The organism is Paraburkholderia translucens (genome assembly GCF_020881035.1).
Classification (GTDB): domain Bacteria; phylum Pseudomonadota; class Gammaproteobacteria; order Burkholderiales; family Burkholderiaceae; genus Paraburkholderia; species Paraburkholderia translucens.
The window spans coordinates 433,036-457,060 of record NZ_JAJITC010000006.1; the positions used below are offsets into that span (position 1 = coordinate 433,036).

General features: G+C 63.6%; 19 protein-coding genes. 11 read left to right on the forward strand and 8 right to left on the reverse strand.

Features of this window, described 5'->3' with window-relative positions; translation table 11 throughout:
• Position 1 precedes the first annotated feature (1 nt).
• The 4 genes from LJ655_RS14300 to LJ655_RS14315 form a co-directional block, all read right to left on the reverse strand.
• Positions 2-142, reverse strand: coding sequence for a hypothetical protein (locus tag LJ655_RS14300; protein WP_230561885.1), 141 nt, complete (start codon positions 140-142; stop codon positions 2-4).
• A 648-nt stretch (positions 143-790) separates the two neighbouring features.
• On the reverse strand, positions 791-1,171 hold the full coding sequence (locus LJ655_RS14305) for a BON domain-containing protein (protein WP_230561886.1): 381 nt from the start codon (positions 1,169-1,171) through the stop codon (positions 791-793).
• Between the two features lie 898 nt (positions 1,172-2,069).
• Positions 2,070-2,828 (reverse strand): SDR family oxidoreductase, encoded by a 759-nt coding sequence (locus tag LJ655_RS14310; RefSeq protein ID WP_230561887.1) that lies wholly within the window; start codon positions 2,826-2,828, stop codon positions 2,070-2,072.
• Positions 2,829-3,146: 318 nt separating this feature from the next.
• Complete coding sequence (locus LJ655_RS14315) at positions 3,147-3,851, reverse strand: GntR family transcriptional regulator (protein WP_230561888.1); 705 nt, start codon at positions 3,849-3,851, stop codon at positions 3,147-3,149.
• Positions 3,852-4,022: 171 nt separating this feature from the next.
• Between LJ655_RS14315 and LJ655_RS14320 the strand changes: the two genes are divergently transcribed.
• The 3 genes from LJ655_RS14320 to LJ655_RS14330 all read left to right on the forward strand — a co-directional run bounded on the left by LJ655_RS14320 (position 4,023) and on the right by LJ655_RS14330 (position 9,789).
• Entirely contained in the window at positions 4,023-5,243 is a 1,221-nt protein-coding gene (locus LJ655_RS14320) for a pyridoxal-phosphate-dependent aminotransferase family protein (protein ID WP_230561889.1), read from the forward strand.
• Between the two features lie 188 nt (positions 5,244-5,431).
• Complete coding sequence (locus LJ655_RS14325; RefSeq protein WP_230561890.1) at positions 5,432-6,718, forward strand: MFS transporter; 1,287 nt, start codon at positions 5,432-5,434, stop codon at positions 6,716-6,718.
• Between the two features lie 38 nt (positions 6,719-6,756).
• On the forward strand, positions 6,757-9,789 hold the full coding sequence (locus LJ655_RS14330; protein ID WP_230561891.1) for an FAD-binding and (Fe-S)-binding domain-containing protein: 3,033 nt from the start codon (positions 6,757-6,759) through the stop codon (positions 9,787-9,789).
• 24 nt (positions 9,790-9,813) lie between these two features.
• Here the strand turns inward: LJ655_RS14330 and LJ655_RS14335 are convergent, their stop codons facing one another.
• A complete protein-coding gene (locus tag LJ655_RS14335) occupies positions 9,814-10,707 on the reverse strand; it encodes a helix-turn-helix domain-containing protein (protein WP_230561892.1) in 894 nt (297 codons plus the stop codon).
• A gap of 229 nt (positions 10,708-10,936) precedes the next feature.
• Between LJ655_RS14335 and LJ655_RS14340 the strand changes: the two genes are divergently transcribed.
• The 3 genes from LJ655_RS14340 to LJ655_RS14350 all read left to right on the forward strand — a co-directional run bounded on the left by LJ655_RS14340 (position 10,937) and on the right by LJ655_RS14350 (position 14,659).
• On the forward strand, positions 10,937-11,839 hold the full coding sequence (locus tag LJ655_RS14340) for a DMT family transporter (RefSeq protein ID WP_230561893.1): 903 nt from the start codon (positions 10,937-10,939) through the stop codon (positions 11,837-11,839).
• Between the two features lie 422 nt (positions 11,840-12,261).
• The gene (locus LJ655_RS14345; protein WP_268991465.1) at positions 12,262-14,307 is read left to right on the forward strand and encodes an NHL repeat-containing protein; all 2,046 of its coding nucleotides are present in this window, start codon (positions 12,262-12,264) and stop codon (positions 14,305-14,307) included.
• 94 nt (positions 14,308-14,401) lie between these two features.
• Entirely contained in the window at positions 14,402-14,659 is a 258-nt protein-coding gene (locus tag LJ655_RS14350) for a hypothetical protein (RefSeq protein WP_230561895.1), read from the forward strand.
• A 102-nt stretch (positions 14,660-14,761) separates the two neighbouring features.
• Here LJ655_RS14350 and LJ655_RS14355 read toward each other — a convergent pair whose 3' ends face one another.
• The 3 genes from LJ655_RS14355 to LJ655_RS14365 form a co-directional block, all read right to left on the reverse strand.
• Positions 14,762-16,492, reverse strand: coding sequence for an FAD-dependent oxidoreductase (locus LJ655_RS14355; protein ID WP_230561896.1), 1,731 nt, complete (start codon positions 16,490-16,492; stop codon positions 14,762-14,764).
• Between the two features lie 95 nt (positions 16,493-16,587).
• Positions 16,588-17,580: a DedA family protein/thiosulfate sulfurtransferase GlpE gene (locus tag LJ655_RS14360; RefSeq protein WP_230561897.1), complete on the reverse strand. Its 993-nt coding sequence runs from the start codon at positions 17,578-17,580 to the stop codon at positions 16,588-16,590.
• Positions 17,581-17,985: 405 nt separating this feature from the next.
• Positions 17,986-18,237, reverse strand: coding sequence for a hypothetical protein (locus LJ655_RS14365; RefSeq protein ID WP_008921056.1), 252 nt, complete (start codon positions 18,235-18,237; stop codon positions 17,986-17,988).
• Positions 18,238-18,868: 631 nt separating this feature from the next.
• Between LJ655_RS14365 and LJ655_RS14370 the strand changes: the two genes are divergently transcribed.
• The 5 genes from LJ655_RS14370 (at position 18,869) to LJ655_RS14390 (ending at position 23,856) form a co-directional block, all read left to right on the forward strand.
• Complete coding sequence (locus LJ655_RS14370; RefSeq protein WP_230561898.1) at positions 18,869-19,135, forward strand: hypothetical protein; 267 nt, start codon at positions 18,869-18,871, stop codon at positions 19,133-19,135.
• A 493-nt stretch (positions 19,136-19,628) separates the two neighbouring features.
• Positions 19,629-19,832, forward strand: coding sequence for a hypothetical protein (locus LJ655_RS14375; RefSeq protein ID WP_230561899.1), 204 nt, complete (start codon positions 19,629-19,631; stop codon positions 19,830-19,832).
• 78 nt (positions 19,833-19,910) lie between these two features.
• Entirely contained in the window at positions 19,911-21,110 is a 1,200-nt protein-coding gene (locus tag LJ655_RS14380; RefSeq protein ID WP_230561900.1) for a serine hydrolase domain-containing protein, read from the forward strand.
• A 125-nt stretch (positions 21,111-21,235) separates the two neighbouring features.
• Entirely contained in the window at positions 21,236-21,535 is a 300-nt protein-coding gene (locus tag LJ655_RS14385; protein ID WP_230561922.1) for an H-NS histone family protein, read from the forward strand.
• Positions 21,536-22,254: 719 nt separating this feature from the next.
• The gene (locus LJ655_RS14390) at positions 22,255-23,856 is read left to right on the forward strand and encodes a peptide chain release factor 3 (RefSeq protein WP_230561901.1); all 1,602 of its coding nucleotides are present in this window, start codon (positions 22,255-22,257) and stop codon (positions 23,854-23,856) included.
• Positions 23,857-24,025: the final 169 nt, after the last annotated feature.

Sequence of the window (24,025 nt, forward strand, 5' to 3'; positions counted from 1 at the left end):
GCTATGCGACGCGCGACGTCAGACGCCGCCAGAACGCGGCGAAGGGATGAGATTCGCGGACGTTCAACACGAGCAGGGTGTCGTAGTAGGCGTGCGATTCCCGCACGTGTGGGAATTGCGGGAGAAGGAGGCCGAATTGCATGAAGTCTCTCCGTGCGTCTGGCTCGACGCGCTGGTGAAAAGCCAGCAGACACGGAGGTCGCGAAAGTCCGGGCGCGGCGGTGAAGGTCTACTCGCTTTCCTCAGTTAATGGAACGGGTAAGCGGCATATGGGATAACTGTCACTGTCCGGCATGGCGGCTCCTTGTCGGTATGTTGCGGCTATTGCGTGCGGGCGCTTTATACGTTTGCTGCGCACGTGCTCATCCACGCATTCGCGAGACTCGCGATACGACGCCGCCGTATCAGCGCAGGGACGCGTTTGAACGCGGCGTTCCTGTCATGCGGATACGACGTTACCTAAGGTGCACGGGAATAAACTGCGGCGCGCACCGTCTGCCTGCTGGCAAGACGGCGGCTGATGAAGAGAGCGCGGACGTCCTGCCGGTCAGGCAGCGAATATGTTCGAAAGTCGGCTACTACAGGTGTCCAAGGCGTGAGCCCCGTTGATGAGGATTTTTAAATTCTAGGGCGCGCTTTCCGTCGAGGTCAACCTGTTTCTTTAGCAGAGCAGAAAACGTGTGGGGAACGCCACGTTGCACACTGCTGAATGAAGCGCGGGTCAAGGCCGATAGGAAGGGAAGGGCGAACAGGCGACATCGATCCATCCGACCGATGCCGCCCGCGAGGCTTACTCACCGGCGCGCCGTCGCACCGTCAGCCGGTTCTGCACGCTTCGCACGCCGCGAACCGATTTTGCGGCATTGCCGGCTCGCGCGATTTGCGATTGCCGCGGTACCGTGCCGGTCAGCGTCACGATGCCGTGGCGGGACGTGACGTGAATGTTCGCGGAATTGAGGCTCGTCGTGCGCGTGAAAGCGCGGCGGACGTCGCGGACGATCGCGCTGTCGGACCGGTTGGTGTTTCGATTCGAAGCCGCGGGCGCCGGCTGGCTTTGCATCGACGCGTCATTCGGCATGCCGCCGGTCTGCGCGTTCGCATAGGTCGCGTAACTCGCGATGGCCACCGCGACGAACGCGCGAATGATTCTGCTCGCGCCGTTTGTTTTCATTCTTCCTCCTTTGCCGGTGTGTCAGGAACTGACGTTCGAGCTGTTTGATGCCAGCAGGGAAGAGGCGACGCAACGCGATGCCGCCTCGCGACGAGTAATCGATCGTCGGCTCCGATTATATTCTGCGGCGAATGGGTCGATACCCCATAGGTGAGAGGATTCGGGAGGCGCCGAGGTGAGAATATGCGCACCTGTACGCGCACTTCAAAACTGAAGGTGAGGGAATTCGGGAGACGCTTCGATTGGCCAGTCGGGCGAGTTCGGAGACGAGCGCTGTCCGATCAGAACGGCGATCGTCGAAGTGATGAAGAGCGTCGACGCGGTGCATGGACTGAAGAGCGTGTCCGGCCAACGAGCGCAGCGCGCGCCAAAGTTGAAAGGTGAGAATTTTCGGGAGCCGCGCGCGGCCGGTTCTTTTGCAACTAACTGGCCACGCAAGAAACCGAATAAGGCCAGTGGCAAGACGCGCGCGGGATTGCGCATCCCTGCCTGTTCGCGAATAGGTGAGGATATTCGGGAGTCGTGGATGCTGAACCGGTCGGCTGCATGCGTTATTGATGCTCAAACGGCATCTCGTGCAGTCGGGAACTACCGCATCAATCGCGCTCGCCGTGCGCGTGCTGTGTGACGTAAGTCGTTGAATGTCCAGGCGATCTGCCGCATGCGCGGCTTGCGTTGGCGAAGCGAACGGGGTGCGTCCGGTCAAAGGTGAGGGTTTTCGGGAGCGGTGAGCGAGACCGGCAGCGCACTCCCGGAAGTGGGCATTTACCCCCTCATTTCACCGCAAAGGTGAGGCTTTTCAGGAGCATTGGCGACGGTACCAGACGCCGATCCGCCGCTGCTCCGTGCCAAAGGTGAGGCTTTTCGGGAGCGTAGACACCTGGAAGCAACAGCGCGATCAATCCGGTTTCGCGATCTCGCGAATGTCCGCGACCGGCGTTAGCCCGAACGCATCGCTGAGCGCGTAGTCGATCAGCTTCGCCGCGCTTTGTTCGGGCGTCCACAGCTTGCCGTGGAGCTTCAGTTCTTCGAAGCGCGCGCGCATCGGGAATTGCGCTTCGCTGCTACCGCGAATTTGCGCCTGCATGGCCGTGTCGATCACGCCCGGCGCGAGGCTGCAGATGCGCAAAGCGCGATTCGCGTCGAGCGCGACGGCGCGCGCGTGATGGTCGAGCGCCGCCTTCGTCGCGCAGTAGATGCTCCAGCCCGGATACGCATTGCGCGCCGCGCCGCTCGAAATGTGCACGATGCGCCGGTCGGTCGCATCGACACCCGCGGTGGCGAACGCGCTCGCGAGCATCAGCGGCGTCGCGACGTTCAGGCTCACGGCGTCCGCGACGTTCGACGGGTTCTGTCCTTCGATGGGACCTATCGGTTGCACCATGCCCGCGTTGTTGATCAGCAGCACCGTCTGTGCGCCGCGCACGAAGTTGCGCAATGCGTCGGTGGCGATCCATTGCGCGACGCGGGCAGGTTCGGCCAGCGGCAACTCGATCTCTTCAAGCTGCGCGGCAAAACGCGCCTTCAGCGCGGCGTGCCGCGAGCGCGCCAAACCCAGCACCGCGACGTTGCGTGCGAGCAGTTGTTCCGCGAGCGCCGCACCCAGGCCGCGCGTATGGCCGGTGACGATCGCGCGAATCGGAAGAGAGGAGGTCATGTCGTTACCAGGATCTGTTTACATATGGAATGCCACGCGTGCCGCTGCCCGCGACCGCATCCGCGAACGATAGGCCCGCTGCATCAATCACTTGGCAGGCCTGTGCGCAGGTTGTCCACAAGCTTGTTCCCAATTTATGTGGACAACTGCCATTTGAAGCCGGTGCGGGTGATACGGCGTCCTTGCGAAGCAAGCTAGCCACTATCACGGACTCCATAGCGACGTTCACTGCCTACGCCTGCGCCGCGCGCAGAAAATTCTCGCGCTTCAAGCACTTAAGCTCGCTGTGCGAAGGTTGTCCACAGGCTTGCCAACATTTTAGGTGGACAAGTGTGGCTGCACCTGCAAAACCGCATCCCGCTTATCGAGAAGATGTTGCCGCAGAATCGCGCCGAGCTTCTTCCCGTCGCGAGCCTCCAGCGCCTTCAGCATTTCGTCGTGGTCGTGAATCGCGCGGTCCCACTTCGGCGTCTGATAGTTCGAGCGAAAGCGCAGCGCCTGCAGCCGACGGTTGACCGACACATACACCTGCCGCAGCGCCGAATTTCTCGCTGCTTCATTGATCTTGTCGTGGATCGCCTGGTTGCGGCTGTAATAGCCCGGCAGATCGTTCTGCGCGCGGCACGCTAGCATCGCGTAATGCAGTGCCTTGATCTCGGCGAGTTCGGCCACGGTGATGCGCTCAGCCGCGAGTTCGCCTGAAAACGCTTCGAGGCCGCTCATCAATTCGAACGTTTCGCGCACTTCCGCTTCGGACATCTTCGATACCGACGCGCCCCGATTCGGCGAAATCTCGATCAGCCCTTCGGCAGCCAGCACCTTCAGCGCTTCGCGTAGCGGGGTGCGCGAGATGCCGAGCGTTTCGCACAACTCGCGCTCGTTCAGTTTCTTGCCGGGCTTCAGCACCCCCTCGACGATAAAGCGGCGGATGTGCTCCACCACCGTATCGTGCAGGCGCTGGCGCTCGACCTTGGGCATCAGCGGGGCAGCGGCCACACCCGCATCGAAATCCGAATTTTGCATACAAAAACCTCAGCTTCACACGACGTGGGAATTTTATCGGAAGGCTACCGAATAGTTAATCACCGCGCATAAGTGGGTAAACACGGGCATCACCAGCCCAATTTCGGCTTTGGAGCGTCCCCGCTCCTCTGATATAGTTTTTTGCATGCAAAATTCAATTGGAGGAGTCTGATGCTGAAGCTAGATTTTCATCCCGCTGGCCGTCACTTCCTGCAGATTCCGGGGCCGAGCCCGGTGCCCGATCGCATCCTCCGCGCGATGAGCTATCCGACCATCGACCATCGCGGCCCCGAGTTTGGTGAACTGGGCCTCGAGGTCCTCGAGGGCATCAAGAAAATCTTCAAGACACAGCACCCAGTCGTGATCTATCCGGCGTCCGGCACGGGCGCGTGGGAAGCGGCGCTGTCGAATACGCTGAGTCCGGGCGATCAGGTGCTGATGTTCGAGACCGGCCACTTCGCGACGCTGTGGAAAAAAATGGCCGAGAAGCTCGGGCTGAGGCCCGAATTCCTCGGGCTGCCGGGCATCGAAGGCTGGCGGCGCGGCGTGCAGCCGCAGATGATCGAAGAGCGTCTGCGCGCCGACGCGCAGCATGCGCTCAAGGCAGTCTGCGTCGTGCACAACGAAACCTCGACCGGCGTCACGTCCGACATCGCCGCCGTGCGCCGCGCGATCGACGCGGCGGGCCATCCGGCACTGCTGCTCGTCGATACGATCTCCGGTCTCGCGTGCGCGGACTATCGCCACGACGAATGGGGTGTCGACGTCACCGTTTCGGGTTCGCAAAAAGGCCTGATGCTGCCGCCGGGCATCAGCTTCAACGCGATCTCGCCGAAGGCGATGGCCGCGAACCAGCACGCGAAGCTCCCGCGCAGCTTCTGGGACTGGCCGGAAATCGTCGAGATGAACAAGGCCGGCTACTGGCCGTACACGCCGAACACCAACCTCCTGTACGGATTGCACGAAGCGATCGAAATGATTCTCGGTGAAGGGCTCGATAACGTGTTCGCGCGTCACGAGCGCCTCGCCGAAGCGACGCGCCGCGCGGTGCGCGCGTGGGGGCTCGACATCCAGTGCGCCGATCCCGCCGTCTATAGCCCGGTCCTCACTGGCGTGATGATGCCCGAGGGGGTCGATGCCGACGCGGTGCGCAAGCTGATCTACGAGCGCTTCGACATGTCGCTCGGCACTGGTCTTGGCAAGATGAAAGGCCGCATGTTCCGCATCGGCCATCTCGGCGATTGCAATGACTTGACGCTGCTCGCCACCCTGGCCGGCTGCGAAATGGGTCTGCGGCTTGCTGGCGTGCCGGTCAGGGAAAGCGGCATGCCGGCCGCGATGGAGTGGCTGAGCCAGGCGCCGAATACGCGAGGGTTGAAGGCGGTGGCTTGAAGGCCGGGCAGGCATAACGTTAGCAACAAAGAACAATACGCAACACCAAAGAGCGCTTTTCTCGCCGAGCCGCGCACAGAACGCGGCCGGAGCAACATGCAATGCGTCCACAGCGGCCCCCGCCGCCGACGGGCGACGACGCAGCGCGCCACTTCAGGCACGCCGTCGACACATGCCACGGAGAGACCATGAAGCGGTTTCGTTTGACCAGTGCGACCAGTATCGTTCTTGTGATGCTTTGCATCATGTACTTCATCACGTACCTCGATCGCGTGAACGTCAGCACCGCGGCCGCGGGTTTCGGCAAGGAATTCAATCTCACGCATACGCAGGTCGGCCTCGTGTTCTCGGCCTTCGCTTATCCCTATCTGCTGTTTCAGGTGATTGGCGGCTGGGTCAGCGATCGCTTCGGCGCGAGACGCACATTGCTGATCTGCGGCGCGATCTGGGGTCTCGCGACGGTGTTCACCGGTCTCGCGGGCGGCCTCGCTTCCTTGCTCGCGGCGCGGCTCGTGCTCGGTTTCGGCGAAGGCGCGACGTTCCCGGCGGCAACCTCGGCGATGTCGCGCTGGGTCGCCAAAGAAAAGCGCGGCTTCGCGCAGGGCATCACGCACGCGGCGTCGCGAATCGGCAATGCGGTCGCGCCGGCGCTCATCGTGCTCGTCATGACCACCTGGGGCTGGCGTGAATCGTTCTTTATCTGCGGCGCGCTAAGTCTGCTGTGGGTCGTCGTTTGGGCGCTCACGTTCACCGAGCACCCTAAAGATCATCCGCGCATCACGCCGGAGGAACTCGCCGTGCTGCCCACGCCGAAGCCGAAAACCGCCGGCCTGCCGTGGGGCAGGCTGTTTCGCCGCATGACGCCGGTCACGATCGTCTACTTCTGCTACGGCTGGACGCTTTGGCTGTTCCTGAGCTGGATTCCGCTGTACTTCCTGCACAACCATCATCTGCAATTGCAGAAGTCGGCGATCTTCGCATCGGTCGTGTTCTTTGCCGGTGTGATCGGCGATACGCTCGGCGGCATCGTCACCGATGCGATCTTCAAGCGCACCGGCAGCCTCAAACGCGCACGCAGCTGGATGGTGTCGGTGTGCATGCTGTTCTGCCTGCTGTCGTTGATTCCGTTGATGTTCACGCACGATCTGACGCTGTCGATCGTTTGTCTCGCGTCGGGCTTTTTCTTCGCCGAGATGACGATCGGCCCGATGTGGGCGATCCCTATGGACATCGCGCCGGAATTTTCCGGCACCGCGAGCGGCATGATGAACACGGGCTCGGCGCTCGCCGCGATCATCTCGCCGGTGATGGGCGGCTTTCTGATCGACTTCTTCGGCAACTGGGATCTGCCGTTCCTCGGCAGCATGTTGCTGATGGGCGTTGGCGTCGTGCTCGCGTTTCGCATGCAGCCGGAAAGCCGCTTCGAACCCGGCGCTGCGGAGAAGCCGGAGGTTTCCACGAGAATGGGCGTGTGAAACATGACGACTTCACCGAGCCAGCTTCCTGCCGATCAATGACGGATCCCACTGCCGGCTTGCTCGTCAAGCCGATCCATCTGGTCCCCTCCGCCGCGCGTGCGATGAGTCCGCTCGCGCAGCACCTGCGCAAATCGCTGCGCGGCGACGTGCTGTTCGATCTCGCCAGCCGTGGCCGCTACGCGACCGATGCGTCGATCTATCAGATCATGCCGGTCGGCGTCGTGGTGCCGCGCGATCAGGACGATTTGCGCATCGTGCTCGAGATCGCGCGCAGCGAAAAAGTGCCGCTGCTCGCGCGCGGCGCCGGCACGAGCCAGTGCGGGCAGACGGTCGGCGAAGCGCTCGTCGTCGACACGAGCAAGTGGCTCAACAACATCGTCGCATTCGATGCCGGCGCGCGCACCGTGACGGTCGAGCCCGGCGTCGTGCTCGATCATCTGAACGCATGGCTGAAGCCGCATGGCCTCTGGTTTCCGGTCGATGTATCGACGGCCGCGCAATGCACGATCGGCGGCATGGCGGGCAACAACTCTTGCGGCTCTCGCTCGATCGAATACGGCAACATGGTGCACAACGTCGAGGCGATCGACGCGATTCTCGCCGACGGTAGCGGGGCGCGATTCGCGTCGCTGCGCGAGCCGCCGCAAGGCGAGCGTTTGCAGCAGATCGTCGCGGGTGTCACGCGGATCGCGCAGCGCGAGCGTGATGAAATCGTCGCACGCGTGCCGAAGGTGCTGCGTCGCGTCGCGGGCTACAACATCGATCTGTTCGACTGCCAGAATCCCCGCGCCTACACCGACGACGGCAGCGCGAACCTCGCGCATCTGCTGGTCGGCTCGGAAGGCACGCTGGCGTTCAGCCGGCAGATCACGCTGAAGCTCGCGCCGCTGCCCGCGCACAAGGCGCTGGGCGTGGTCAACTTTCCGACCTTCCGGCAGTCGATGGCGCTTACGCAGCACATCGTCAAGCTGAAGCCGGTGGCGGTCGAACTGGTCGATCGCACGATGATCGATCTCGCGTTGAGCAATGCCGCGTTTCGTCCGGTGATCGGGAAGGCGCTGGTCGGCGAGCCGCAGGCGATTCTGCTCGTCGAGTTCGCGGGCGAGGATCGCGACGCGCAGCTCGCCTCGCTGAAGCAGCTCACCGAGTTGATGGGCGAGCTGGGCTTGCCCGATGCAGTCGTCGAGATGCCAGACGCCAATGCGCAGAAAGCGCTGTGGGAAGTGCGCAAGGCCGGGCTCAACATCATGATGAGCATGAAGGGCGACGGCAAGCCGGTGTCCTTTATCGAAGACTGCGCGGTGCCGCTCGAACATCTGGCCGACTACACGAGCCGCCTGACCGACGTGTTTCACCGACATGGCACCGAAGGCACGTGGTACGCGCACGCGAGCGTCGGCACGCTGCACGTGCGGCCGATTCTCGATATGCGCCGCGACGGCGCAACGAAGATGCGCGCGATCGCCGAGGAAGCGGCTGCGCTCGTGCGCGAGTGCAAGGGCGCATATTCCGGCGAGCATGGCGATGGACTGTGCCGTGGCGAATGGGTCGCGTGGCAGTACGGGCCGCGGCTCAATGAGGCGTTCAGCGAGATCAAGGCGTTGTTCGATCCGGAGAACCGCTTCAACCCCGACAAGATCGTCCGTCCGCCGAAGATGGACGACGCGCGCAATTTCCGCTTCGCGCCGGGCTATCGCGAACAGTGCATCGATACGGTACTCGACTGGTCGGCATGGAACGTCGAGCGTAATCCGCTGACCGGAGAAGAAAGTGCGCCGGGCAGCGGCGGCGATCTGAGCGGCGGCCTCGCGAAAGCGGTCGAGATGTGCAACAACAACGGCCACTGTCGCAAGTTCGACGCGGGCACGATGTGCCCGAGTTATCGCGTGACGAAGGACGAGCAGCACCTGACGCGCGGGCGGGCGAACACGTTGCGGCTCGCGATTTCCGGGCAGCTCGGCGAAGGCGGCCTGGCGAGCGATGATGTGAAGGAAACGCTTGACCTGTGCGTGTCGTGCAAGGGCTGCAAGCGCGATTGCCCGACCGGCGTCGATATGGCGAAGTTCAAGATCGAGGCACGCGCGGCGCGTGCAAAAACGCATGGCGTGCGGTTGCGCGACCGGCTGGTCGCGTTCATGCCGCGCTATGCGGGCGCGGCGAGCCGCATGCCGGGACTGCTGGCGCTCGCGGACAGCGTGCCGGTGCTGTCGACGTGGTTCAAGCGTTCGATCGGGTTTGCGACTGAGCGGAGCTTGCCGCGCTTCAGGAGGGCGTTTCTGGCCGATGCGATGTCCGCGCAGTCCGCACGCAACGCGACGCAAGTCCCCGCTCCGAAAGAGGTCGTGCTCTTCGTCGACACCTTCAACAACCATCTCGAGCCCGACAACGCGCGTGCCGCGCAGCAGGTGCTCGAAGCGGCAGGCTACACGGTCCATTTCAGCGCACGCCAGGGCGAGCGTCCCGTGTGTTGCGGCCGCACGTTTCTCGCCGCAGGTCTCGTCGATGAAGCGAAGCTGGAAGCACGGCGCAGTCTCGATCTGTTCAGGCCGTTCGTCGAACGCGGCGTGCCAGTGGTGGGGCTCGAACCATCGTGCCTGCTGACGTTACGTGACGAATTCCTGCAATACGGCTTTGGCGACGAAGCGCGGCGACTCGCCGAGCACGCGTTTCTGTTCGAGGAATTCCTCGTGCGCGAAGAAGAGGCCGGACGTCTACAGCTCGAATTGAAACCGCTGCCGATGCAGCAGGCGCTCGTGCACGGCCACTGCCATCAGAAGGCGTTCGACGCATTCACACCGGTGCAGACCGTGCTGAACTGGATTCCCGAATTGAAGGTATCGACGGTCGAATCGTCGTGCTGCGGCATGGCCGGCAGCTTCGGTTACGAAGCGGAGCACTACGCGACATCACAGGCGATGGCGGAGCTGTCGCTGCTGCCCGCGGTGCGCAAGCTCGACGCCGCTGCTGTAATGGTTGCCGACGGCACTAGCTGCCGGCATCAGATTCACGACGGCGCGGGCGTCGACGCGATCCACGTCGCGCGCGTGCTGGCGATGGCGCTGCCATGACGCGGTGCTGACTGAAACGCAAGCTCAAACGCCGATTGCTTGCCGATACCCGCTCGGCGTCACCCCAACAGCCTCGCGGAACCGGTGACTAAAGTGGCTCGCATTCGCATAGCCGCATTGGGCGGCAATCTGTGCGAGCGGCAGCGTCGTCGTGCGCAGCAGCGTGCGCGCGCGATCGAGCCGCTGCCGCGCGATCCACGCGGCGGGCGGCAAGCCGAACGACTCGCGAAACATCCGCGCCAGATGAAATTCCGAGAGAGCCGCGACACCGGATAACTCACCGAGCGTCAACGGCTGCGCGAGACGGCTGTCGATATAGTCGCGCAGGCGCCGCCGCGTCGCGGCCGAGAGCCCGCCCTTCAGCGCCACGTTCGCGCGCCGCACGCCTTGCCCGCGCAATAGCAGGCTCAGCACCTCGTGCGCGGTCTCGTTGGTGCGCAGCAGACCGTCGGGACTTTGCCACTCCTCGTTGACGAGCGACTGACACAGGCTCGCAATGCGCGGGTCTTCGAAATACGTACGATCGGCGAGCGTCAATTCGCGTGGTTCGCGGTCGAGTTCCTGCACCGCGCGTCGCGTGAAATGCTCGGGCCGAAAATACAGGTGCATGAAGTGCATGTGGCCGCGCACCCACCAGCGCGATTCGTGATCGCCGGGCAGCGCGCACAGCCGCGACGGCGCGCCGTAGTGGCCCGGCATTTTCTGGCGCTCGGTGCGATAGCCGCCATCCAGGTAGCACGATAGCGTGTGATGGCCGGGCCGCTCGTAGACGGTCTCGTCTTCCTTCGTGTCGCGCGTCCAGAGCGCGATCGCGAGTCCATCGCCGAGCCACGCGAAGCGGTCCAGATGCGCGTTCGAACTGGCTAGCGTATGACAGACCGACTGCAGACCAAAAGGCGTGTCGGCGGCGGATATCACGGGGACGGACGAGCGGGCGTTCACAGCGGCGAGCGGGGCGTTTCCGTTGGATGACGAAGGGCTGAGCGGCCAGTATACGGCCCGTCTCTTCTGGCCGCTCGGCGGCGTGAAAAAGTGCGCAACTTTGGACAATCGCGGGCGGCGGCGCGGTCGCATAGTGGGCATCGTCAATGCTGCGTGTCATTGCAGCCCGTTATTGCAGTCCGTCATTGCAGTCCGAGGCCCGACCATGAATCTCGTGCTTTACGCCGTCACCGTGCTGATCTGGGGCACCACGTGGATCGCGATCAAATGGCAACTTGGCACAGTGCCGCCGCCGGTGTCGATTGCGTGGCGTTTCTGGATCGCCGCGCTGCTGCTGTTCGCGCTGCTCGGTATCACGCGCCGGCCGATCTGGCCGCCGCGCGACGCCTGGCGCTACCTCGCCGCGCAGGGCCTCGCGCTGTTCTGCCTGAATTTCCTGTGCTTTTACTACGCCGAACAGCTCGTGCCGAGCGGGCTCGTCGCGGTGGTGTTCTCGACCGCGCCGCTGTTGAACTCGATCAACGGACGGCTGTTCATGGGCCGGCCGCTGCAGCCGAGCGCGATTGCGGGCGCGTTGCTCGGGCTCCTCGGCATCGTCTTTCTGTTCGTGCAGCAGATGGCCGGTCATCTCGGCGATCACACGGCGTGGCTCGGGCTTGGTATCGCGTTTCTCGGCACGATGTGCTTCTCGGCGGGCAACCTGCTGTCGAGCCGCATGCAGTCGATGGGCCTGCATCCGTTCGCGACCAACAGTTGGGCGATGCTGATCGGCGCGGCCGTCCTGACGGTCGGTAGTCTGCTCGCTGGCTATTCGTTCGCGCTGGAGCCGTCAGTGCGCTATCTCGGCGCGCTCGCGTATCTCGCGGTGTTTGGTTCGGTGGTCGCCTTCACCGCCTACCTGATGCTGGTCGGTCGCATGGGCCCGGAGCGCGCCGCGTATTGCACAGTGCTGTTCCCGATCGTCGCGCTCGCGGCGTCGACGCTGTTCGAGGGTTATCGCTGGTCCGCGCTCGCGGTAGTCGGTCTGCTGCTCGTCGTGGCCGGCAATCTGGTGGCGTTCGATCTGACGCGGCGAATTCTCGAGCGTCGCCGGACGGCGCACACATGATTCGCATATCGCTCAAGGTGAGGATTTACAGGAGCAGAAAAAGCGACCGGATTTCTAGTTGGTGAGTCTTTACGGGAGCCGGTATTGACCGGCTCTGTAACGGATGGATTTCATTGGAAACGTAATTCGATGCAAACGGAATTATCCGGTTTGATCAGTATTGGATACGGATTTTTTGTCAATAAATTTTCTATTTTTATATGAGAGGATAAGCCACCCAATTTGATGCGCGCGCATTGTCGCCCACAAAGCCGCCAATTCGCGCCTGGCAAGGAATAACCGCCGTGAAGCTATTTTCCCGCCTTGGCGTTGCCGTGGTGTTAATCCATGGCTTGATCTCCCAGAATGTCTCCGCGCAATCCAATTTGAATTACTCTACGTCATGGATCGGTAATAGTTTCGGATTTGGCGACGGTAAATGGATGCAGCAGGACATTCAGGCCATTAGCGTTGGCGCCGATGGCACTATTTATACGAATTCGCCGTGGGACGAAAGCGGTAGCGAAATCGCCGCCTATCGCGCGGGCGATAAACTCGCGATCGCCGGTTCGACGCACGGCTGGGGCGCGGCGGGCGGCGACGCGGTCGCGGTCAATCACACCTACCTGTATGGAGCGATGTCGATCGGCAACCAGAGCAATGCGCTGGTCGGCGCCGACTATCCGCCGGCCAATCAGACCTGGTATGGCATCACGCGCCGCACGCTCGCGAAGCTCGCGACCGGCGCACCGTTTTCCGGCGGCATCGGCAATAGCGCGAACGCGACGAAGAACAGCTTCCTTGCGGTCGAAACGGTGACGACCGGCATCGACGCGAGCATTCGCGGCCTCGCCGCGACCGACAGCGAGCTCTACGTGGCCGACACCTACGGCAACCGGATCGTCGTGTACGACGCGCAGACCATGCAACCGCTGCGCTCGTGGAGCGTCGTGTCGCCCGCGCGCATCGCGATCGACACCGATTCGACGCTGTGGGTCATCGGCGGCTTCGGGACAGGCAGCCTGAGCATTCTGCACTTCCGCGCCGATGGCACCGCGCTCGCCGGTCCATTGCCGCTGCCAGCCGGCACGGTGCCGACCGACCTCACGATCACGCCAACAGGCCAACTGCTGGTCGCCGACAACGGCGTTTCACAGCAGATTCTCGTGTTCAACAAAGGCGCGGATGGGCAGATGCAGGCCGGCGCGTCGATCGGTACGCGCAACGGCATCTTCCACCCGGTGCGCGGCGTGCCCGGCGATGTGCGCTTCAACGGCATAACCGGCATCGGCGTCGACCCGGCTGGGAATCTGTACGTCGCGCAAAACGGCGAGGGGCCGCGCGCACCGGGCTCGGCGTCGGTCGGGCAAGGCGCGGTGCTGGAGAGCTACGTGTACGGCACGCGCGTGCTCAACTGGCGGCTCTACGGCCTGAGCTTCGTCGATAGTGGCACGTTCGATCCGGCCACGCCCGCCTCCGTCTACACGGGCTCGAAGCGCTTCACGCTCAACTACGGCCAGCCGGTCGGCCACGAATGGTCGTATGCGGCGTTCACGCTCGATCGCTTCGATTATCCCGACGACCCCGCGTTTCACGAGCCGCGCGGCGTGCGCGGCGAACCGATGGTCCGCAGATTCGACGGTCGGCGTTTTCTCTATACGCTCGATTCAGGCGCGCACTATCTGAACGTCTATCGCTTCGATGCCGCGCATGGCGAGATCGCGATTCCGTCGGGGCTGCTCGCGCAGAATCCGCTGCCGGGCGCATGGCCAGCCGCGCAACCGACCTACGGCGAATGGATGTGGCGCGACAGCAATGGCAATGGCGCCGTCGACGCAAGCGAGATCAGCAGCAATCCGTCGACCGGCAGCACGGTGGGCGACGGCTTCTGGTGGGTCGACGAATCCGGCAACGTGTGGCTCGCCACGCCATTGAGCGGTGTGCGCGAGATGCCGCTGCAAGGTCTCGACTCTGCCGGCAATCCGACCTACACGTACGCGAGCTCGAAGATGTTCGCGATGCCCGCGCCATTCACGCGGCTCGCGCGGCTCGTCTACATCGCATCGACCGACACGATGTATCTGTCCGGGTTCACGAGCGGAGTGCCGTGGGACTCGACGCACTGGAAGGAAGCGGGCCCGGTGCTTGCCCGCTACGAGAACTGGAGCACCGGCAAGCCGACACAGGTCTACGCGATCTCGCTGCCATGGAACACGCAGAGCGATCCGCAGACCACCACGGTCGGCGTCGCGGTGGCGGGCGACTATGTCTTCGTCGCCGAACTGTACACCGATCGGGTCGACGTCTACGACGCGCGCAACGGCACGGCGGTCGGTTATATGACACCGGGTGCGAGCGTCGGCGGGACGAGCGGGTGGGTCGACGTGTATCTCGGCATCAGCGCGATGCGGCGTGATAACGGCGAGTACGTGGTGCTGGTCGAAGACGACGCGCGCGCCAAGATCCTGATGTACCGCTGGACACCTTGATGCAGATCGCCCTCGCGCCGAACACGAATAGACGTCGGCGCACGATCGGTATATAACAGCCTTACCGATGCACTCAAAGGAGCGATGTTCGATCATGACGCAAGACGTTTCTCCCAAGCCGCCCTCTGACGATCGTCCCCAGATCGAGCACCTCGACGCGGCGCTCAGTCACGTCGATCAGCAGGTGTCGTCGGGCGGCATTGCGTCGGGCGCGGCGAAAGGCATTGTGTACAGTCTGATCGAAACGCTCGGCGCGCTGGTCGGCGATCCCGATTTGCCGGCACACGCACGCTCGGGTTACGAAGGACTGCTGGAGGCCGCGCGCGAGTTGCGCGCGAAGTTGGACCGCTGAGAAGCGGCCCCGCGTCGGCGGGGCCATCATGTCGCCTTTGAAATAACGTACCGTGTGACGCACGGTGCGCATTGTTTCATGCGTGCGGCGTCGCGTTGAATGTCACGCGCCCAATGCCACCGCTTCCCCGCTCGTCTGCGCGAGCAACTGGTGGATCTGCGCGACCACGGCAGCGCCTTCGCCGACCGCCGCGGCCACGCGCTTCGTCGAGCCGGCGCGCGCATCGCCGATCGCATAGACGCCCTCGACGGTCGTGCCGAGATCGCACGCCGTGGCTGAGCCGTCCGCGGCAATGCCGGTCAGCACGAAACCCTTTGCGTCGAGTTGCACGCCGCAGGTGCGCAGCCATTCGGTGTTCGGGTCCGCGCCGGTGAAGAGAAACAGATGCCGCGTGTCGAAGTGATCGACGCCGTCGGGCAGCGGCCTCTTCAATGCGACCGACACGAGGCCATCCTCATCGCCATCGAGCCGGCCGACTTCCGAGTTCGGATGCACGAACACGTTCGGCAGCGAGCAAATGCGGTCGATCAGATAGCGCGACATCGTCGCCTCGAAACCGCTGCGGCGGATCAGCACGTGAACCTTGGCCGCGTGCGTCGCCAGATAGACGATCGCCTGGCCCGCGGAATTGCCGCCACCCACCAGCACGACCTCCCGGCGCTTGCACAGCTTCGCCTCGACCGGCGACGCCCAGTAGTAGACGCCGCGTCCATCGAAGCGGTCGAGCCCCTCGAGCGTGGGTCGCCGGTACACCGCGCCGCTCGCGATCACGATCGCCTGTGCGCTGATGTGACCGCCGCATTTCAGCTCGAGCCGATAAGGCGACTGTCCGCACTGCAGCGCCTTCACGTTCACCGGAATCGCGACGTGCGCGCCGAACTTCTGTGCCTGCACGAATGCGCGGCCGGCGAGCGCCTGGCCCGAGATGCCGGTCGGAAAGCCAAGGTAGTTTTCGATGCGCGAGCTTGCGCCCGCCTGACCGCCAGGCGCGCGGCTATCGAGCACGATCACGGAAAGTCCTTCGGAAGCCGCATACACCGCGGCGGCCAGTCCCGCTGGCCCCGCGCCGACGATCGCGACGTCGTACACCTGCGAGTCGTCGAGATCGGGCAGCAGACCTAAGCGAGTGGCAAGTTCCGGCATGCTCGGATGACGCAGCACGGAGCCGTCCGGACAGATCACGAGCGGCAGGTCCTCGCGCTGCGCGGCGAACTGCTCGATCAGACGCAGCGCGTCTTCGTCGCGTTCGTCGAGCACCGAATGCGGATGGCCGTTGCGCGACAGGAAACCTTGCAGCATCACGAGCCGCGCGTCGCTGCTGTTGCCGATCAGGATGGGACCGCCCGCGCCCTTTTCGATCAGCGACACGCGCCGCAGAATCAGCGCGCGCATGATGCGCTCGCCGAGTTCGGCTTCGGCGACCAGCAGCGCGCGCAGGCGATCGGGCCGAATCAGCAGCGCTTCGACCGCGTCGAGCGCGCGGCCGTTGACGAGCGCGGGCCTGCCCGACAGTTGCCCGACCTCGGCCAGGAAATGCCCGGCGCCGCGCTCGCTGATCACGACCTCGCGGCCGACGCCGTCGCGCTGATAAACCTGCACGCGACCTTCGAGCAGCACGAACATGCCGGGGCCGGTGTGCCCGGTTTCGAACAGCAGCTCGCCGGACTGCCAGTGACCGATCTCGCCGAAGCGGCGCATCCGGTCGATCTCCGCGCTGCTGAGCACGGGAAACATCTGGTGCATGCGCGTCGACAGCGACGAATACGGCGCGTCGGCGACGACTCCCTGCTGTCCTTCCACCTCTTGAGTCGAAACGTCCTGAGTCGAAAGCATTGAACCGCTCCTTCGATGTTCATTGCACGATTGAACGGGAGGCGAGACGGCGCGTGCTCGCACGCCGGGGCGGACCCTGCCGCCGCTTGTTCCGGCTAAACGGCTTTGGGCGCGATGTCGTCGACCGCGACTACCGGCGGCGGCATCTCGGGCAGCGCGTCGACCGGCTTGCCGGAGTCACGCCAGGCCTCCATGCCGCCGCGCAGTGGCAGCACGTCCGAGAAACCGGCTTCGCTGAGCTGCTTGGCCATCCATGCCGCGGAAATTTCGTTCGGGCAGGAGCAGTAGATCACCAGCTGCTGATCGTGCGGATAGCTGGCGACGATGCCGTCGAGTTGCCGCTCGTCGGCGAATTGTGCGCCTGGAATCACGAACGGATCGAGCTTGCGTTTCTCCTGCGACCGGATGTCGAACACGACGGGTGCGCGGCCGGCCGCGAACAGCTTCGCGAGTTCGTCGACCTCCATGCGCGCCGTCGCGAGCTTCGCGATCAACTGACGGCGCCGGATCCACCGGTACACCGCGTACAGCCCCAGCAACGCGACGACGACGAGCGCCGCCGTGCGCCCGAGCCGACCGGCGATTGCGAACAACATGTCGATCTGCCGCGCGAACAACGCGCCGATGATGAGCCCGGTGCCGGACCACAGCGCGGCGCCGACGCCGTCGTAGGTGAGAAAGGTCCGGTAGCGTGTGTGCATTGCGCCGGCCATCGGAATCGACACGATCGACAGCCCCGGCACGAACTTCGCGACCGCGAGCACACGCACGCCCCAGCGGCCGAAGAAACGCTCGGTCTTTTTCACGCAGGTGTCGCGCGACAGCGACAGCCGGCAGATCGTCTTCAGCGTATTGCCGCCGTAGACTCGGCCAGCGAGATACCACGCGCTGTCGCCGATCAGCGTGGCGAAGATCGACAGCACCAGAACCGGCAGCAGTTGCGTGCCGACCGAGCCGGGGTGCATCGCAGCCATCGCGCCGAACAGCACGAGCGCCGGCATCGCCGGCACCGGCAGCCCGAGCGCGGCGGCGAGCACGTTGACGAAGACGAGCGCCGGTCCGTATTGCGCGACAAGATCATGTAGCATCGGTTTACATCTGCGGCCCTTGCGGGCGCAGTGCGACAAGAAATGCAAAGAGTAATGCAGCGATTATGGACGTATTTTTCAGACGTGCAAACGGCCCGGAAATCGGCCCGTTATCTCGCTGCGAGCGGGCCGGCACGTGTGCGGCATGCCCCGAGATACAAGCGTGGCAACCGCTTGTGACAACGTGCTGAAACGAGCGCAAGCGCTGTGGGCGAATGGCGAAAAAGCGCTAGCTAAAACCCGTAGGAAAGCGTGGATTGACAGCCCGAGCCGAATAAACGGAAAGACGCCGGTGCGGGCGGACGGGTCCAATGCGAATAATCCCGCGCGCACGCTTCGAAGTGCGGCGCGACAGGCGGGATAGGCTGACGAGTCACGCGCACGCTCCCACGCTGCGCGCCTGCTTCACTGACGATGATTGTGCTGCTCGCCCGGCAACTCGGCGCCATGCGCGCGGATCGCGGCAATCAGCTCCGCGGGCGTGATTTCGTAGCGCACCTCGCGATGTATGCCCGGCTTGCGCTCATCGACCTCGATCAGCAGGATGCCTTTGCCGTCTTCGGTCGATTCGAGGCGCAGCGAGCGAAGTTCGCGCGCTGTTGCGTCGTCGTATTCGGTGAGCAGGGCCATTGACCCGGAGGACCCGGTGATGCGCATCGAAGTTGTCCTTGTCGCGTTGGTGATGGAACCATTGTACGGGGCGGACGGCGTGCCGTCTGCCGCGCTGTCGTGCTTTGCTGCGTCTGTCTCCGTCTCGCCCGGGTTTTAGTCGAGTATGCCGCCGCTCACGCATTTGCGCTCGCGTGGCGTCCAATCAGTTTAACGCGACTCGTTGTGGCGACGGTCGCATTTTTCATGCCCCGCGGCAGTGCGGGACGGCTTCGGGTTTTGTCATGGCGGTGACGCTGGGGCGAGTTATCGAGCGGTGAGCGGAGCCCGTGTGCCGGGCGGCTCAACGCACCGCCGCTCCGTTCCCGAATTCCCTCACCTTCGGCACCATTCGAGCGGGCCAAAAAATAGCCCGTCCGGACAGGGACGGGCCGCTAAACGCCGTTGTTACTCGGGTCAGCCTGCCCTTGCAACGGTTGGGCGCTGACGACTCCATCCTCGTGCTTCGGCAACCGGCTGTCGAGGTGGGACTAATGCGGATCTATCAGATCAAACTGCGGTTTGCCGGTCAGACGTTCGGGGCGTCGCGTCTGTCTGGCCGCGCCGCGCCAACTGACGCAGCGCGAGGGCAGCGTGGCACAATCGCAGGATCGAAAAACAAGACGTGACCGGGGTTTCCATGAAACGCAGGCTTTCCTTCTTCGCGCGCCGTTCGAGCCTCACACTGGCCATCGGCGCGATCGTTGCGCTCGGCGGTTGCAGCAGCAGCGCGCCGCTGTTCCTGCCGGACGGCCGCACGACCACGCTCGTGCAATGCCCGGTGGGTTCCGACTCGTGCTCGCAGCAGGCGGCCGCGAGTTGTAACGGCGCCTTCGATATTGTCCGCCAGTCGAGCGCGGGTGGCACGTTGAGCTTGATCTACGCCTGTCGCGCGGTGGCGAAGTAGGCACATCATGCCGCGCCGGCGTTTGATTTTCTTTCCCCCGTTACCCTCAGCTTCCAATCCGCTCGATTAGCACGCCCGTGTCGTTCCGTTTGGCATATGGCTGTCATAAATCTATGCGCGTAATATGCGCTCAATAAGCGATTAGCATCCCTATTGGGTTAAACAAGCCAGCAGGCAGCATTTTTACAATGCCGAAGGGCCGCAAAGCGATTATTCTTTGCGCGCCGACAGCGAATTGATCTGAGCCTTTGGATGTCCAGCAAAGTCGGTGCGGCAGCTAACGGAACTCGAAGTCTGACGGCAGTACTCTTTTCAAACCGTTGACCATTTGGCCTCGGCGAGCAGAATTTTCCGGTTTTTGCCCTTACAGGCAAAAGCTCAGGAAGGTTTTTCCACTACCGGCGGGCATTACCTTCCGCCGCGCTGACCATCGCGGCTCGCTGCTTTCGATTTACTTGCTTTAACATTAATCCAATATAATTCGGGGTAAGCAATGAATCATCAGCAACTCGAAAAAGACATCGAGCATCTGGAACAGATAATTTCGCATATTTCCGCAGAAGACCGTATCCCGTTGTCTTACTGGCGCAATCGGCTCGAGCACGTTTCCGGCGCGGTTCTCGTACCCGCCCAGGCAAAGCGCGTCAAACGCCTCGATGCCGCGCTTTGCGCATTGGAAAAACGGCAAAAAGCCTGAGAGTCGTCACTGTGTCCGCCAATCCGAAGCAGCGATAAATGGCGCACGCACGTTTTCTTTCACCACCTCGGGACGAATATGCAGATTGCAGGATTTGACGCGACCCGGCTAGCGACGTTGACCAATGCGATGCAGGGCTACGTGGAGCGGGGCGAAGTGGCAGGGGTGGTGTCGCTCGTGTGGCGGCGCGGGGAAATCGGCTACTTCGAACCGCTGGGCCTACGCGACGAAGCCGCGCAATTGCCAATGGAGCGCGACACGCTATTTCGCATCGCGTCGATGACGAAACCGGTGACGAGCGCCGCAATCATGATGCTGATCGAGGAAGACCGCCTCGCGCTCGATGCGCCCATTGCGCGGTGGCTGCCCGAGCTGGCGGCGCCGCGCGTACTGCGTGATCCGAGCGGCCCGCTCGACCAGACCGATCCGATCCGCGCGCCAATCACGGTGCTCGACCTGCTCACGCATCGTGCGGGCTTCGCGTATCACTTCACGGCGACCGGTCCGCTTGCCGAAGCCTACGCCGCCGCGTTCAACGGCTTCGAAGCGAGCGGCCACAACAGCGCGTGGCTCGCGCGTATCGCTGCACTGCCGCTCATGTTCCAGCCCGGCTCGCGCTGGCACTACAGCGTCGCGACCGACGTACTGGGCGTGCTGATCGAACGCGTAAGCGGCATGCCCCTCGGCGAGTTTTTCCGCACCCGCATTTTCGAGCCGCTCGGCATGCGAGACACCGCGTTCTGGGTGCCCGACGCACAGCTTGCGCGCCTCGCTACCGCGTACAACATCGATCCGGGCACGCGGCGTCGCGTGGTCGAGGATCATGCGGCGGCGAGCCGCTGGGCGAATCCGCGGCGCTTCCAGAGCGGCGGCGGCGGGTTGGTCTCGACCGCCGAGGACTATCTGCAATTCGCGCGACTGCTGCTCGGACGTGGGCGCGTCGGCGACACGCGATTGCTGTCGCACCGCTCGGTCGATCTGATGCGCAGCAATTTCCTGAGCCCCGAGCAGCGCCGCCTGCCCGCTTTCGGTCAGGAGATCTGGGCGGGGCAGGGTTTTGGCCTCGGCCTGTCGATCGTCGACGATCCGGCCCAGCAATTGCCGCTCGGCTATCGCTCGCTCGGTTCGTTCGGCTGGCCCGGCGCGTACGGCACGAGCTGGTTCGCCGATCCGGTCGAGAACATGATCGGCCTGATGCTGATCCAGCGCCGCTCGATCGACCCCTTCCCGATGGCCGCCGACTTCGAACGCCGCGTCTACGATGCGCTCGATGATTGAGCGCATCCGCCGCGCATGCAACTGGCCGCGCGATTCACTATCCTGAGAGTTATTCGTCTGATAGTGTCCGCCAACGACTACTCACAGTTCATCGCGGTTCGTCCAACCGATGGGGGTACACCGGCATGGCCTCTTACAAACAGTTGACTGCGCAACTCGAAAAACTCCACAAAGAAGTCGCAGCGGCACGGGAGAAAGAAGTCGCGCAAGCTATCGCCGAAATCAAGCAGAAGATCGCCGAATACGATCTGACCGCCGAAGAGCTCGGATTGGCGAGCGCCTTGCCAAAGCCGCGCCGCAAGTCGGCATCGGCGTCGGTTGCCAAGTACCGCAATCCTAAGACCGGCGAAACATGGAGCGGCCGCGGGCGTTCGCCGGGTTGGCTCGTCGGGAAGAATCGCGAGCGGTTTCTGATCGAAAGTTGAGCCTCGAAGTGCGCGGTCATGGGGCCGGCTTCTCTGAAGTGATGTGCCAATTGATTCGCTCCGCACCGTTGCACAGGTCCCGAAAACGCTCACCTTTGCGTGACGCGTGAGCCGGTCGGCCGTGATTCACCGGGGCATTCGAACCTCGCGGGATGCTTCGGTGAGCCAGGCTTTGTCGCATGACGCACCACAGTGCGTAGGAATCGCGATCGCGGCGCACCGCTGCTCCGTTTACTCCAAGAACGCCCGCCAGCCCTTGCTGGCGGGCGTTTCCAGGCGTCGAGCCCGATCGTGTTGGTCGCGGGTTCGACGCTTTACCGCCGTTCTCCCGAGCATCGCGTTTGCGGTTTGCCTGCCTTTGCTGGTGCGCGTATGCGTTTCGCGATCCTCACCTTTGGACGCGAATCGGGATTCGCCGCCGCAAGTCCCGAAAACGCTCACCTTTCACTGCGAGGATGCGCCGCGCCCCCCTTTCCCCCGGCCGCCTCGCCAGACGTGTATCATTCGCACCTTGCGCCGCTTTGTGCCAGCGATTCCCGCCTTGCCGAACGCTGGGTCGCGACCTGTTCGCCACCCGTATCCGGAGGCGACGCCAACACCGGCCGATCCGGGCCCGCGCCCGACTTCCGCCGCCCGACGCCGCCGCGCCACGCGCGGCATACCGGCCGCCCAGGGCCGCCGGAAACCGCCCGAACCCCTTTCCGTGACCGCCAGACCCGATGTCAGTCTCCGAACTCAAACGCCGCCGCACATTCGCGGTCATTTCCCACCCGGACGCGGGTAAAACCACCCTCACCGAAAAACTGCTGCTGTTCTCGGGCGCGATCCAGATCGCCGGTACCGTGAAGGGCCGCAAGAGCAACCGCTACGCGACGTCCGACTGGATGGAGATCGAAAAGCAGCGCGGCATTTCGGTCGCAAGCTCCGTGATGCAGTTCGAGTACGGCGATTGCGTGATCAATCTGCTCGACACGCCGGGCCACGAGGACTTCTCCGAGGACACCTATCGCGTGCTGACCGCGGTCGACGCCGCCGTGATGGTGATCGACGGCGCGAACGGTGTCGAAGCGCAAACGCTGAAGCTGCTCGAAGTCTGCCGCAGCCGCAAGACGCCGATCGTCACGTTCATCAACAAGCTCGACCGCGAAGTGCGCGAGCCGCTCGAACTGCTCGACGAAATCGAGCAACACCTCGGCGTGTCGGCCGTGCCGTTCACCTGGCCGATCGGCATGGGCAAGGATTTTCAGGGCGTCTACGACGTCCAGCGCGATCAGGTGCGCGTATTCCGCGCCGGCCAGGATACGGCCGGTGGCGCGGTCGAAACGCTGCAGGCACTGAGCAATGAGGAAGGCGAGCGCCGTTTCGGTCACGCGTGGGTGCGTGCGAAGGAAGAGATCGACCTGATCAGCGGCGCGACGCCCGAGTTCGACCGCGAGCAGTTCCTCGCCGGCCAGCAGTCGCCGGTGCTGTTCGGCTCGGCGATCAACAACTTCGGCGTGAAGGAAATTCTCGACGCGCTGGTCGACCTCGCGCCGCCGCCGTCGATGCGCATGACCGTGCAGCGTCCGGTGCAGCCGGAAGAGCCGAAGTTCACCGGCGTCGTGTTCAAGGTGCAGGCGAACATGGACCTCGCGCACCGCGACCGCGTCGCGTTCATCCGCGTGTGCTCGGGACGTTTCGAGCGCGGCATGGCGGTGAAGGTCACACGTTCGAACAAGACGTTCCGCGCGAACAACGTGGTGACGTTCCTCTCGCAGCGCCGCGAGACGGTGAGCGAGGCGTATCCCGGCGACATCATCGGTATTCCGAATCACGGCACGCTAAGCCTCGGCGATACGCTGACCGAGGGCGAGCAGCTGCAGTTCGTCGGCCTGCCGTTCTTCGCACCGGAAATTTTCCAGACCGTCGAAGTGGTCGATCCGATGCGCGCGAAGCAGCTCGGCGAGGCGCTCAAGCAGCTGGGCGAGGAAGGCGCGATCCAGGTGTTCCGTCCCGAAGCGGGTGGTCTGATGATTCTCGGCGCGGTCGGGCAGCTCCAGTTCGAAGTGGTGTCGCACCGCCTGTCGACCGAATACAAAGTCGATGTTCGCATGGCGCCGGCGCGCTACCGGCTGTCGCGCTGGGTAACCTGCGACGATGCGGCCGAACTGCGCCGCTTTACCGATTCATACTCGGCGCGGATCGCGCTCGATGCGGCCGATGCGCCCACCTACCTGGCCTCGCACGTCTCGGAGATCGAAGTCGCGCAGAAGGCGTGGCCGAAGATCGTGTTCAACGAGTTGCGCGAGCACTCGGGGGCGCCGTTCAGGAAGGCAATGTAGAGCCGCAAGTCCGCTGATTTGGCAAAGAAAAAGCCGCGTCGATCGACAAGCCCATCGCTTAATCTGTTGATAAGCGTGTTTTGATTCTGCAAAATAGCCCCTGTTAGTCAATGACTTACAGGGGCTTCTTCATGTCGGGTCTTCCTGACGCACCTGAAATGTCGGGTGC